Here is a 12,723-nt window from a genome sequence, read left to right on the forward strand (position 1 = left end):
GAGGAGCATGCGATGGCCCGGACTGATATCTCTGGCGCACCTGTTGTCACGGCGATGCAGGTGATCCCGGTCGCGGGCCGCGACAGCATGCTCCTCAACCTCAGCGGCGCGCATGCGCCGTTCTTCACCCGCAACATCGTCATCCTCACCGACAATTCCGGTCACACCGGCATCGGCGAGGTGCCGGGCGGGCAGAGGATCTGGCAGACACTGCAGGATGCCCGCGATCTCGTCATCGGCAAGACCGTCGGCGCGATGAACAACATCCTGGCCGATGTCCGCACCGCCTTCGCCGACCGCGACGCCGGCGGCCGCGGCAAGCAGACCTTCGACCTGCGCGTGATGATCCACGCGGTCACGGCGATCGAATCCGCACTGCTTGATTTGCTGGGCCAGCATCTCGGCCTGCCCGTCGCAGCCCTGCTCGGCGAGGGCCAGCAGCGCAAGAACGTCGAGACGCTCGGCTATCTCTTCTTCGTCGGCGATCGGCGCAAGTCGAAGCTCGACTATGTCGCGGGCGAGAGCGGCAAGGCGGAATGGTTCAACCTCCGACATCAGGAGGCGATGACGCCCGAGACCGTGGTGCGGCTCGCGGAGGCCACCCACGACCACTACGGCTTCGCCGACTTCAAGCTCAAGGGCGGCGTGCTCCGCGGCGAACAGGAGATCGAGGCCGTCACCGCCATCGCAAAGCGTTTCCCGAACGCGCGCGTCACACTGGACCCGAACGGCGCCTGGTCGCTGGACGAGGCCGTCAGGCTCTGCAAGGGCATGCACGGCATCCTCGCCTATGCCGAGGACCCCTGCGGCGCCGAGGCCGGATTCTCCGGCCGCGAGATCATGGCCGAGTTCCGCCGCGCCACCGGTCTGCCGACAGCGACCAACATGATCGCCACCGATTGGCGGCAGCTCTCCCACGCGCTGCGCTTAGGGTCGGTGGACATCCCGCTGGCCGATCCCCATTTCTGGACCATGCAAGGCTCCGTGCGCGTAGCCCAGACCTGCCGTGACAACGGCCTGACCTGGGGCTCGCACTCCAACAACCACTTTGACATCTCGCTGGCCATGTTCACCCATGTCGGGGCAGCCGCCCCCGGCAACGTGACCGCGATCGATACCCACTGGATCTGGCAGGACGGTCAGGCGCTGACGAAAGAGCCGCTCCAGATCAGGGGCGGCAAGATCGCGGTGCCGGATCGCTCCGGCCTCGGCATCGAGATCGACCGCGCGGCCATCGAGGCCGCGCATGAGCTTTACAAGAAGCATGGACTTGGCGCCCGAGATGACGCTATGGCCATGCAGGACCTGATCCCGGGCTGGACATTCGACGACAAGCGTCCGTGCCTCGTGCGATAAGAAACGTCAGGCATGATCCCGGAAAAGTGGACACCGGTTTTCCGATAGGATCATGCCCCTTGAACAGGGAGGAAAAAAGATGACAGCGATCCTGAAGAACTTCATCGGCGGCGAATGGGTCGACGGCTCCGGCGTCACCAGGAACATCAACCCCTCCAACACCAACGACGTCGTCGGCGAATATGCCAAGGCCGACAAGGCGCAGACCGAGAAGGCGATCGCCGCCGCCAAGGCCGCCTTCCCGGCCTGGGCGCGCTCGACCCCGCAGGAGCGCTATGACGCGCTGAACAAGATCTCCGCCGAGATCCTCTCCCGCAAGGAAGAGCTCGGCCGCCTGCTCGCCCGCGAGGAAGGCAAGACCTTGCCGGAAGGCATCGGCGAGGTCGCGCGCGCCGGCCAGATCTTCGCGTTCTTCGCCGGTGAAGCGCTGCGCCTGATCGGCGAGAAGGGCGCCTCGGTCCGTCCCGGCCTCGATGTCGAACTCACGCGCGAGCCGGTCGGCGTCGTCGGCATGATCACGCCCTGGAATTTCCCGATCGCGATTCCCGCCTGGAAGATCGCGCCCGCGCTCTGCTACGGCAACACGGTGGTGTTCAAGCCGGCCGAGCTGGTGCCCGGCTCGGCGCATGCGCTGTCCGAGATCATCACCCGCTCCGGGCTTCCGGCCGGCGTGTTCAACCTCGTGGTCGGCTCCGGCTCCGTGGTCGGCCAGACGCTGCTCGAGCATCCCGACGTCGCCGCGATCTCCTTCACTGGCTCGGTGCAGACGGGCCGCAAGATCGCGCAGGCCTGCGTACTCTCGAATCCGATGAAGAAATTTCAGCTCGAGATGGGCGGCAAGAATCCGCTGGTCGTGCTCGACGACGCCGACCTCAAGACCGCCGTCGAGGTCGCCGTCAACGGCGCCTATTTCTCCACCGGCCAGCGCTGCACCGCCTCCTCCCGCCTGATCGTCACCGAAGGCATCCACGACCGCTTCGTCGCGGCGATGGCCGAGCGGTTGAAGGGCCTGTCGGTGGACGACGCGCTCAAGGCCGGCGTGCATATCGGCCCCGTCGTCGACCAGAGCCAGCTCGACCAGGACCTGCGCTACATCAAGATCGGCCAGGACGAGGGCGCCAAGCTCGCCTTCGGCGGCGAGCTGCTCAAGCGCGAGAACCCCGGTCACTATCTCCAGCCGGCGCTGTTCACCGAAGCCAGCAACAACATGCGCATCGCGCGTGAGGAGATTTTCGGCCCCGTCGCCGCCGTCATCCGCGCCAAGAACTACGAGGAGGCGCTCGCGATCTCCAACGATACCGAGTTCGGCCTCGCCTCCGGCATCTGCACCACCAGCCTGAAATACGCCTCGCACTACAAGCGCAACAGCGAGTCCGGCATGGTGATGGTCAACCTGCCGACCGCCGGCGTCGACTATCACGTGCCGTTCGGCGGCCGGAAGGGCTCGAGCTACGGCGCCCGCGAGCAGGGCTCCTATGCGCGCGAGTTCTACACGACGGTGAAGACGGCTTATACCTATCCAGGCTGAGAAGCTGATATCGTAGGGTGGGCAAAGCGAAGCGTGCCCACCGCTTACGTTCGGTATGAAGATGGTGGGCACGGCGCATTGCGCCTTTGCCCACCCTACGGCTTTGGAGGCAAGCGCAGATGGACCAGGACGTCGCAGCGAAAGAGCAGCCCCGCTACATCAAGCTGAACGAGCGCGACAATGTCGCGATCGTGGTCAATGATTTCGGGCTTCCCGCTGGCTCCCGGTTCGCCTGCGGGCTGACGCTGCGCGCCTTCGTTCCACAGGGCCACAAGACGGCGCTGGTCGACATCGCGGAAGGCGCGCCCATCATCCGCTATGGCGAAATCATCGGCTACGCACTCACTCCCATCGAGGCCGGCGAATGGGTGGATGAAGCCCGCATCCGCATGCCGGAGGCCCCTGCCCTCGACAGACTGGAAATCTCCACCGCCGTCCCCGCGCCGCTGCCGCCGCTCGAAGGTTTCACCTTCGAGGGTTACCGCAATCCCGACGGCTCGGTCGGCACCAAGAACATCCTCGGCATCTCCTCCTCCGTGCAATGCGTCAAGGGCACGATGGAATATGCGGTCAAGCGCATCCGCGCCGAGCTGTTGCCGAAATACCCGAACGTCGACGACGTCGTGCCGCTGACCCATGCCTATGGCTGCGGCGTCGCCATCAATGCGCCCGACGCGGTGGTGCCGATCCGCACCCTGCAAAACCTCGCGCTCAATCCGAATTTCGGCGGCGAGATCCTGGTCGTCGGCCTCGGCTGCGAGAAGCTGGCGCCGGAACGGCTGGTGCCGGAAGGCGTGGGCGATGCCATCGTGCGCATGCAGGACGAAGCCTTCGACGGCTTCGGCGCCATCGTCGATGCGATCATGACCCAGGCCGAGGCCCGGCTGAAGGTGCTCAACACCCGCAAGCGCGAGACCTGCCCGGCCTCCGATCTCGTCATCGGCCTGCAATGCGGCGGCAGCGATGCCTTCTCCGGCGTCACCGCCAACCCCGCCGTCGGCTTTGCCGCGGACCTCCTGGTGCGCGCCGGCGCCACCGTGATGTTCTCGGAAGTCACCGAGGTGCGTGACGCCATCCAGCTGCTCACCCGGCGCGCGGTCAACGAGGATGTCGGCCGCGCGCTGGTGCGCGAGATGGCGTGGTATGATTCCTATCTTGCCCGCGGTGGCGCCGATCGCAGCGCCAACACCACGCCGGGCAACAAGAAGGGCGGACTCGCCAACATCGTCGAGAAGTCATTGGGCTCGATCGTGAAGTCCGGATCGAGCGCCATCACCGGCGTGCTCTCGCCCGGCGAGAAGGCAACGCAGAAGGGCATGCTGTTCGCGGCAACGCCCGCATCCGACTTCATCTGCGGTACGCTGCAGCTCGCCTCCGGCATGACGCTGCAGGTGTTCACCACCGGCCGCGGCACGCCCTATGGCCTTGCCGCCGCGCCCGTGATCAAGGTCGCCACCCGCAGCGAGCTCGCGCGGCGCTGGAAGGACCTGATCGACTTTGACGCAGGCAGCATCGCCACCGGTGAGAAGACCATTGAGGAATGCGGCTGGGACCTGTTCCGCCTGATCCTCGACGTCGCCTCTGGCCGCACCAAGCCGTGGTCGGACCGCTGGGGCATCCACAACGATCTGACGCTGTTCAATCCGGCGCCGGTGACCTGAGGGGTCACGGACCGTCGATCAGGTGCATGTCGCCCAGCGTCAGCGGCAGGCTGCGGATGATGAGGTCCGTTATCGCCGAGCGCAGCCGTTCGCTCGAAGCCGAGCCCTCGAACGGCTCGTCGACCGCACCGCTCGGGCCGGCGATCCTCACCGTGCCGGTGTTGTCGAGCGGCGCGGCCGCGCGCTTCTCGATCACGTCGAACGTCTTGCCGTCGATGACGCGAACCTCGTACAGCGCGTGGATCAGGCCGTAGTCCGCAAGCAGCGTCCGGTATTCGGCGAGCCCGACGCCCTCGACGTTGCGGCCGTTTCCAAGCTTCGATCTCGCCCGGGTGATGACGATGTACGCATCCAGTCCCTGCGGCGTGACATCGCTGCGAACCAGCTCCTTGAACGGATCGCTGCGCAGCAGATTGACGGGCGCAACCGCCGAATCCCTGATCGCAGCGAAGGCTGCGCGCCTGTAGTTCACCGGCTGCACGCGAAAACGTCCACTGAGCAGCTTCGTCGCCTGCTGGACGATCAGCTCGTCCAGCCCCCATGCGCTGATCGAGACGCTTTGCGCGGCGTTGCCGAGCGCGGTCAGGCCGGCTTGCGTCAGGCTCATCTCCTCGCCGATCGCCGAGACGATGCCGACGGTCTTGATCGCCTGGAGCTTCGTCGCGCGCGTCTCGAACGCCGCGGCGGCGCCGAGGGCGATACACGCGGCCGCGAGGCCAACCCATAGAAAAGCAATACGGCGCATGACGACCTATCGGATTCTAAAATCGAACGAATAGGACGCACCGAGGCCGACGGTGGTCTGGTTCGACGATCCCCGCAGCTTCACCAGCGGGCTGTCCGCCGCATCGCCGAGCAGCTTCTCGTACTCGACATAGGCGTGCACCTCCCACTGCGGATTGATGCGATAGGAGATCTGGCTGCCGAAGCCGACCGAGTGCGCGCCGCCCTTGGCATTGTAGGTCGGCAACCCCGATGCCAGGGCCTGCACGGCGTCGACGCCGAAATACGGCGCGGTCGCGTTGGTGCCCTTCCAGGTGAAGCGGGGGCCGGCCGAGATCGTCAGCCGTTGGATGAGCGGGACGATGACGTCGGCCGAGACGTCGGCCACGGTGCCGGTATGGCCGCCGAAACCCTGACGCAACTCGCTGCGCAGGCGCAACCAGTCCACCGGATAATATTCGACGAAGCCGCCGAGTTCGTAGGCGGCCTTGACGTCGCCGAGGCCGGTCAGTTCGGAATATTTGTCGCTCTTGCGCGAGGAGACGTATTTGAACGCAGGCCCGGCGCGAAAATTGCCGACGTCGAGCAACGCGATGCTGGCGCTGTCGCGCGGCCCCCGAAACTGGTCGATCGATCCGGCACGGCGAATGGCGAAGATCGGGATTGGAACAAACTTGCTGTTTTTCGATCCGACGAAGTCAGGCGTGTATTCGCCGCCGATGCCGACCATGACGGTCCAATTTCCAGACGGTGAAGGCAGCATCGGCAATTCGAACGGTGGTGCTGGCAGCGTGAACGCGCTCTGCGCCGATACAGATTGCGCACTCGTCAAGATCGCACCGAGCGCAGCGAGACAGGCAGTCGTCCGCCGCGCGGTCGCCGTGAGGCGGAGAGCGGCTTCTTCGAAAAACATCATTGCGGGGCCCCCGGACCGGCCTTGCGGGCCTGGTCGACTCGTGTGGTTCAGAGCCACAGCATGTGGTCCCGCAAAATTGCCCCAAGATTGCAAGGCGAGAGCCGTCGTCCGAGACGTCGCGCGCCAGGCGCCGCCGGATCAACATTGCCCGAACATTGCCGCGCCGCAGTCACGCCCTCAAATCTTGACGGGCGGTGCCCGCGAACTCTCCCGTTCCTGCCTTTTATTCGCCAAGCTCGCTACCCTAATGGGAACCCTAGCGCACGAGCCGAAACGCCAGGCGTCGGCCAGGGAGCGTCACGGTCAGGGTTTTGTTACCCCAGCAGAGTCAAGGACGACCCGCGTGCGCTCCCTCGTGATCGAAGACGAACCGCAGATCGGCGCCTATATCAGCCGGCTGCTCGGCCAACTGCACGGTATCGTCGACCTCGTCGGCTCGATTGCGGAGGCCAGTCAGGCGCTGGAGAACTTCAAATATGACCTCGCGATCGTCGACCGCATGCTGCCCGACGGCGATGCGCTCCAGGTCGTCACGGCGCTGAGCCAGTCGCCGGAGCGCCCGGCGATCATCATGCTGACGTCCAAGGACGCCAAGGAAGACGTCGTCGAGGGCCTCAACGGCGGCGCCAACGACTATCTCGGCAAGCCGTTCGAGCCTCAGGAACTGATCGCGCGCGTGCGCGCCGTGTTGCGACGGCCCCGGCTGCTCGCGCCCTCCGTGCTCTCGCTAGGTAATGTCGAGCTGCATCTCGACAGCAACCAAGTCGTGGTCGCCGACAGGAAGATCTTGCTGCGGCGGCGCGAGGCACTGATCCTCGCCGCCCTCCTGATGCGCCGCGACCGCGTCATCACCCGCGCCGCGCTGATCGAGGAGATCTACGGCTTCGACGACGAGATCGAGTCCAACACGCTCGAAGCGCAGGTTTCCCGCCTGAGGAAGAAGCTGGCCGCATTCGGCGGCGACGTCGAGATCCGCAGCATGCGGGGCATTGGATACATCCTGCGGCTGGCGACACCGCGATGAGATCGATCGCCCGGACGTTTGCGTTCTCGCTCGGCATCGCCGCCACAGCGATCTTTCTGATTATGGTCGGTATCTTCGTCTGGCGATACCCGATGGAGGAACGCGAGTTCAGGGCCTGCGGGGTCGTAGCGAACCTTCTCGACCGCGCCACGGTGATCGACGCGCAGACCCTGACGGTACGTTCGACTCCCGCACTCGAGGAATTGAAGGGGGACAGCCCGAACCTCTGGTACGTGGTGTCGGCGGGCGATCTGGTCAGCGAGTATGGCAGCGAACACCGGCCTGCCCTCCCCTTCGCCTTTCCGTATCGCGGGCCCGTCGGCTCGTCCGTCTTCAGCACGCTCGACCAGAAGAGCACCTTCTGTCTCGCCGTTGCGCAACGGGGCTCGTTGCGGCTCACGATAATGTTCGGCGAGCCTCAGGTCCGCTTCGGCCGAATCGCGAGAAACTTCCTCGCCCGCCGCATTTTTTCAATCCTGCTGGTGGCACTGGCCTTTGCGGCGACCGTCGCCATCGGCTCGGCGCTCGCTGCACGTTTCGTCTCGCGCGGCATCGAACGGGTCGCGCGCCGCGCGCTCGCGATCGATCCCTCGGCCCCGCAAGGTTTGATATCGCTTTCCGAGGTCCCCTCCGAGTTGAAGCCCCTGGTCGAGGCCCTGAACCGCGCTTTCGGTGAGATCGATGCCTATATCAGGATGCAGCGCCGCTTCCTCGGCAATGCCGCGCACCAGCTGCGCACGCCCCTGACGCTGCTGCGCGCGAAGATCGAGGACGTGCCCGAGCCGGGCCTGAAGGCCGAGCTGGTACGCGATGTCCGCCGCCTCACCTCGCTGGTCTCCGCCATGCTCGACCTGGCGAGGCTGCAAAATCATGCGATCGAGACCAGACCGATCGACCTGGCCCAGATCACGCTGGAGGTACTCGCCGATTTCAGTCCCTCGGCGCTGGATGCCGGCATCGAGCTTGCGCTGGAGCGCGACGGGGATGGTCCGTTCCTGGTCCAGGGCGTGGACGCCGCGGTTCGCAGCGCCCTCGCCAATCTCGTCGGCAACGCCCTCATCCACGCCCGTGGCGCGCGCCGCATCGTCGCCATGCTCAGCCGCGATGGCGTTTCGATCCACGATGACGGTGCGGGCCTGCCCGATGGCGCCGGACACAAGCTGATCGAGCCGTTTCAGACCGGCAACGCCGCCGGCGACGGCGCAGGCCTCGGCCTGTCGATCGTCCGCGAGATCATGGCCGCCCACGGCGGCGAGTTGCTCGCTTCTTCCACGCCCGGCCGCGGCACGACGATGAGCCTGCGCTTTCCCGCGGCCGCCGCCCCGGTCAGATCTTCGCAGCTCGATCTGCAAGAGCGTTGAGCTGGTTATCGTCGTTCCGGGACGCATGGCGTGCGAACTCTGGTGCGCAATTGCGCACCTGAGAATCTCGCGCAACAACGTCCGGATTCCGGGTTCGACGCTGCCGCGCCGCCCCGGAACGACATCGAAGATTGACGGCGGCTACGTCATACTGCCCGGCATGAAGCAGCGCACGCGCGGATGACCGTCGATATAGTGCTTCCAGACCATGGTGCGGCCGAACTTGTTCGGCACGGTGATCACGGCACCGTCGGGCACCACGACCCATTCGTCGTCGATCCGCACGCGGTAGCGGCCGCGATCCGACTCCCAATCGACGTCGGCAATGACGTAGCCGTCGGCATCCGAGCAGCACTGCCCGAATTCGCTGTGCAGACTCTCGAACCAAGGCTTCAGGGGCGAGTTGGCGTAGCGGCCGTCGTCGCGCGCCAGCGCCGAAGCCGCGAGTAGCGTCGTCAACCCCAGCAGCGTGGCCGCGCCTGATATGGCAGGTCTCATGTCGTCTCCGCGGTCGAAGTGATCGCCGCGAGGCAAACGCTGCCGTCCGCCCTCCGCGTGGTGCGCGGCGGGCGTGGAGACGGCGACTCGCTCCCCCAGCAGCTTTGCCGACAGCTATGCAAATCCGGCGCCAGCGCGCATTCCGGGGAACTACTGGAGCGAAGCCGGCACACGTTCCCCTTTGGGCGAACGTGGCCGCACGGGCCGTTCAGGGATGAGGAGGGAGCGATACCGCACCGGCTTCGCCACTGGAGCCTGTCACCGGGCTCGCCGAAGGCGAGAGCCGGTGGCGGGAACGAGCTTGCGCCGAAGCTACGGCTGTCGAGGCGGCACAGTGCGAAGTACGCCTCTACTGCTTCGGCGGCGCCATCATCGCGCCGCCCTTCTTCGCCGCCGGTGCCGCCGGCTTTGCGGCGGCGGCCTGCGCAGGGAGATATTTTGCCACGATGGCAGGATCGATCTGCGCGATGTTGGCATCCGGCAGGCGCGTCCAGGTCTCGTCCTTGCCGAGCAGCGCGATGCCGAGATAGCCGCGCAGCGTCAGGGTCTGGCCGTCGGGGCTGATCCGCATGTTGGCCTTCCAGATCTGACCGTCGCGCGGATTAAGCACGTTGCCGCCTTCGTACTTCAATCCTTCGCGCTTCATGTTGCGGACGAATGAAATGCCGAGCACCGGCGCGTTCTTGCGATCGTCGGTGCACTTGCTGCAAACCTCGTTCGGATTGTCGGTTGGCCGCGGGAAGGTCTTTGCGATCACGCCTTCGAAGACGCCGTTGCGGTCGATGAAGAGGAACCATCCGACTGTCTTGCCGTCTTCGACCTTCTGCCAGAGGCCCGCCGCCGTGGGCTCGGTGGTCTGCGCCGCACACGGGCTCACCGTCGCGAGCGACAATGCGAGCGCGAGGAAGGAGAGCAGCCGAAAGCTGGAAAAAATCCGCATGAGATCACCTTGCTATTCCACAACCGGAATGGCCGCAGACTACGGCGATTTCGCGAACGGTTCCAGCACCAGAAACATGGGGCATCGCCTCCCCACTGCGTTCCCTCAGTTGACACCGAGCTTCTTTTGCAGGCTAGAGGACGAAGTCGTGTACTGGAACACGAGCCGCTTCTCCGGATAGACGTAGCGATGGGCTTTTTGCGACATCAGCGCGCCCTCGTGGAAGCCGCACAGGATCAACTTGAGCTTGCCCGGATAGGTGTTGATGTCGCCGATGGCGAAGATGCCTGATACGTTGGTCTCGAACGCGGAGGTCTCGACCGGCACCAGATTGTTCTCCAGCGCAATGCCCCAGTTCGCGACCGGGCCGAGCTTCATGGTCAGCCCGAAGAACGGCAGCATGGTATCGCAGGCGATTTCGCTCACGCTGTTGTCATTGCCCTTGATGGTCGCGCCGGCGAGCCTGCCGTCAGCGCCGGAGAGCGCGGTGACCTGGCCGAGCCGCAGATCCATCTTGCCGCCGGCAACCAGCGCGCGCATCTGCTCGACGCTGTGGGGTGCGGCGCGAAACTCGTCCCGTCGGTGCAACAGCGTGATGCGCTTGGCCAGGGGATGCAGGTTGAGCGTCCAGTCGAGCGCGGAGTCGCCGCCGCCGACGATCAGCACGTTCTTGTCGCGGAACGTCTCCATCTTGCGCACGGCGTAGTGGACTGACGTGCCTTCATAGGCCTCGATGCCCGGCACCGGCGGACGCTTGGGCTGGAACGAGCCGCCGCCGGCCGCGATCACCACCACCTTGCATTCGAACACCTTGCCGGTATCGGTGGTGCAGCGAAAGGCGGGATCGCCGATCTTCTCCACGGTCTCGACCATCTCGCCGAGATGGAAGGTCGGGTGAAACGGCTTGATCTGCTCCATCAGCGCGTCGGTGAGGCCCTGCCCGGAGACCTGCGGAATGCCGGGAATGTCGTAGATCGGCTTTTCCGGATAGAGCTCGGCGCACTGTCCGCCGACCTTGTCGAGGATGTCGACGAAGTGCGTCTTCATGTCGAGAAGGCCGAGCTCGAAGGCGGCGAACAGACCGCAGGGGCCGGCGCCAATGATCAGCACATCGGTTTTGATCGCGTCGCTCATGTCGTCTCTTTATCTATCGTTATCGGTTGGACGGCGCCCGGCGGGCAGAGGTGACCCTGCCTGTCTAGCCAACGGGGATGGATCAGGGAAGGCATAAAAGCGGGAGCGCCCCGCAGCCGCGCCCACTTGCCGCCGCAGAATAACTGGGTTGTAACGAGCAAGGATATGACGGAGATCAATCGGTGAACGCACCAAGTCGCCTCGATACGACGCCACGCCTGGAGGACTATCCCTTCCGCCTCAGCGACAACGTTCGCTTCGGCGATCTCGATCCCAACGAGCACGTCAACAACGCGGTCTACGCCACCTATTTCGAGACCGGCCGTGTCACGCTGATGAAGCTTCCCGAATACGGGCTGACCCCGCCGGGCCTCGCCTGGATCATGGTGCGGCTCGATATGCATTTTCGCGCCGAGCTCCACTGGCCCAATACGATCGAGCTTGGCCTTGGGGTGGTGAAGCTTGGACGGACGTCCGTGACCTTCGAACAGGTCGTGTTCTCGAACGGGAAGTGCATTGCGTCAGCGACGTCGGTCGGCGTCCTGCTCGATGAGGCCACGCGGCGACCCGCGCCGCTCACCGCGGAGGTGATCGAGAAGCTCAGACCCTGGCACAAGCGCGGAATCGAGGTCGCGGCACCGCGCAGTTGATATAGCGAGGGACGATCAGGCCTGGCGTTCCGGCGTCGCCACCACGAGACCGTCGAGCTCGTCGGAAACCTTGATCTGGCAAGACAGGCGCGAATTCGGGCGCACGTCGAAGCCGAAGTCGAGCATGTCCTCTTCCATCGGCGTCGGGCTGCCGACCTTCTCGCGCCAGGCTTCGTCGACATAGACATGGCAGGTCGCGCAGGCGCAGGCGCCGCCGCATTCCGCCTCGATACCGGGAATGCTGTTGCGGATCGCGGCTTCCATCACGGTTGCGCCGTTCTCGATTTCTACCGTGCGGGTTTCGCCCTTGTGGTCGACAAAGTGAATCTTGGCCATGTGTGCTCGTACTGCCGCGGTGCTGGGAATGAAGGAGGGTCCGGGCTGTCCTATAACGGGTCGGTTAGCCCGGCGCCATAGCGTTTTGATGCGAAGAATGAATCCCGCTTTGCGGGAAGAAAACGCGTCAAAACAAGAGACTAGGCCGGCCCGTCTCTGACCGTATCGGCTTACGGCTTCAGGATCACCTCGATGGCGGCGCGGGCCTCGGTCACCGCCTCTTTCAGAGCGGCGAAGGCATGGGACCGGCCATGGCCGGTCCGGATCGCACTCTCCAGGCTGGCTGCGGCATCGGCCACCGAAAAGGCGCCAATCCCGCGCGCCGAACCTTTGAGCTTGTGCGTGAGCGCGCCGGCCTCGGCCGGACTCGCAGCCATCGCCGCGAGCAGGCGGTCCGCCTGCTCGGCGAACATCGCCAGCACTTCTCGTTCCAGTTCAGTGTCGCCGAGCGTCATCCGGGAGAGGTGATCGAGGTCGAGCGGACTGTCGATCGGTGCAAGCGGGGGCGAAGGCATCCAGTCCATCCGTTGCAGTTCAGGCGTCATGGCGCAGGCCCCGGCGTCGCGTGGCGGCCGCCGGTCCGGCGGTCAGGTTCC

The 12,723-nt window shown here is 65.3% G+C and carries 13 protein-coding genes; 6 read left to right on the top strand and 7 right to left on the bottom strand.

The genetic code is table 11. The annotated features are described in order from the left end of the window. Positions 1-12 precede the first annotated feature (12 nt). The 3 genes from gudD (at position 13) to garD (ending at position 4,545) form a co-directional block, all read left to right on the top strand. The gene (gene gudD, locus ABIA42_RS20395; RefSeq protein ID WP_370121905.1) at positions 13-1,356 is read left to right on the top strand and encodes a glucarate dehydratase; all 1,344 of its coding nucleotides are present in this window, start codon (positions 13-15) and stop codon (positions 1,354-1,356) included. A 79-nt stretch (positions 1,357-1,435) separates the two neighbouring features. After that, on the top strand, positions 1,436-2,884 hold the full coding sequence (locus ABIA42_RS20400) for an aldehyde dehydrogenase family protein (protein ID WP_370121903.1): 1,449 nt from the start codon (positions 1,436-1,438) through the stop codon (positions 2,882-2,884). Positions 2,885-3,003: 119 nt separating this feature from the next. After that, complete coding sequence (garD, locus tag ABIA42_RS20405; protein ID WP_370121900.1) at positions 3,004-4,545, top strand: galactarate dehydratase; 1,542 nt, start codon at positions 3,004-3,006, stop codon at positions 4,543-4,545. 4 nt (positions 4,546-4,549) lie between these two features. Here the strand turns inward: garD and ABIA42_RS20410 are convergent, their stop codons facing one another. Further along, entirely contained in the window at positions 4,550-5,290 is a 741-nt protein-coding gene (locus ABIA42_RS20410) for a hypothetical protein (protein WP_370121897.1), read from the bottom strand. Between the two features lie 6 nt (positions 5,291-5,296). Then, positions 5,297-6,184: a MipA/OmpV family protein gene (locus ABIA42_RS20415; protein WP_370121894.1), complete on the bottom strand. Its 888-nt coding sequence runs from the start codon at positions 6,182-6,184 to the stop codon at positions 5,297-5,299. 343 nt (positions 6,185-6,527) lie between these two features. Between ABIA42_RS20415 and ABIA42_RS20420 the strand changes: the two genes are divergently transcribed. Together ABIA42_RS20420 and ABIA42_RS20425 are read left to right on the top strand one after the other, a co-directional pair. After that, entirely contained in the window at positions 6,528-7,208 is a 681-nt protein-coding gene (locus ABIA42_RS20420; RefSeq protein WP_370143628.1) for a response regulator transcription factor, read from the top strand. Beyond that, entirely contained in the window at positions 7,205-8,569 is a 1,365-nt protein-coding gene (locus ABIA42_RS20425; RefSeq protein WP_370143629.1) for a sensor histidine kinase, read from the top strand. The genes ABIA42_RS20420 and ABIA42_RS20425 overlap by 4 nt, the downstream gene beginning before the upstream one ends. A gap of 141 nt (positions 8,570-8,710) precedes the next feature. Here the strand turns inward: ABIA42_RS20425 and ABIA42_RS20430 are convergent, their stop codons facing one another. The 3 genes from ABIA42_RS20430 to ABIA42_RS20440 form a co-directional block, all read right to left on the bottom strand. Further along, complete coding sequence (locus ABIA42_RS20430; protein WP_028177426.1) at positions 8,711-9,067, bottom strand: hypothetical protein; 357 nt, start codon at positions 9,065-9,067, stop codon at positions 8,711-8,713. Between the two features lie 349 nt (positions 9,068-9,416). Beyond that, positions 9,417-10,007, bottom strand: a complete 591-nt coding sequence (locus ABIA42_RS20435; protein ID WP_028177427.1) for a DUF2147 domain-containing protein — start codon at positions 10,005-10,007, stop codon at positions 9,417-9,419. Positions 10,008-10,112: 105 nt separating this feature from the next. Continuing rightward, positions 10,113-11,141, bottom strand: a complete 1,029-nt coding sequence (locus tag ABIA42_RS20440) for an NAD(P)/FAD-dependent oxidoreductase (RefSeq protein WP_028177428.1) — start codon at positions 11,139-11,141, stop codon at positions 10,113-10,115. A 182-nt stretch (positions 11,142-11,323) separates the two neighbouring features. Here ABIA42_RS20440 and ABIA42_RS20445 point away from each other — a divergent pair, with 182 nt between their 5' ends. Further along, entirely contained in the window at positions 11,324-11,791 is a 468-nt protein-coding gene (locus ABIA42_RS20445) for an acyl-CoA thioesterase (RefSeq protein WP_370121887.1), read from the top strand. Positions 11,792-11,806: 15 nt separating this feature from the next. Here ABIA42_RS20445 and ABIA42_RS20450 read toward each other — a convergent pair whose 3' ends face one another. Next, entirely contained in the window at positions 11,807-12,127 is a 321-nt protein-coding gene (locus tag ABIA42_RS20450) for a 2Fe-2S iron-sulfur cluster-binding protein (RefSeq protein WP_008143731.1), read from the bottom strand. 170 nt (positions 12,128-12,297) lie between these two features. Next, positions 12,298-12,672: an Hpt domain-containing protein gene (locus ABIA42_RS20455; protein WP_370121884.1), complete on the bottom strand. Its 375-nt coding sequence runs from the start codon at positions 12,670-12,672 to the stop codon at positions 12,298-12,300. Between the last annotated feature and the right edge of the window lie 51 nt (positions 12,673-12,723).

This window comes from Bradyrhizobium sp. USDA 327, from assembly GCF_041262065.1.
In the GTDB taxonomy this organism is placed as follows: domain Bacteria; phylum Pseudomonadota; class Alphaproteobacteria; order Rhizobiales; family Xanthobacteraceae; genus Bradyrhizobium; species Bradyrhizobium liaoningense.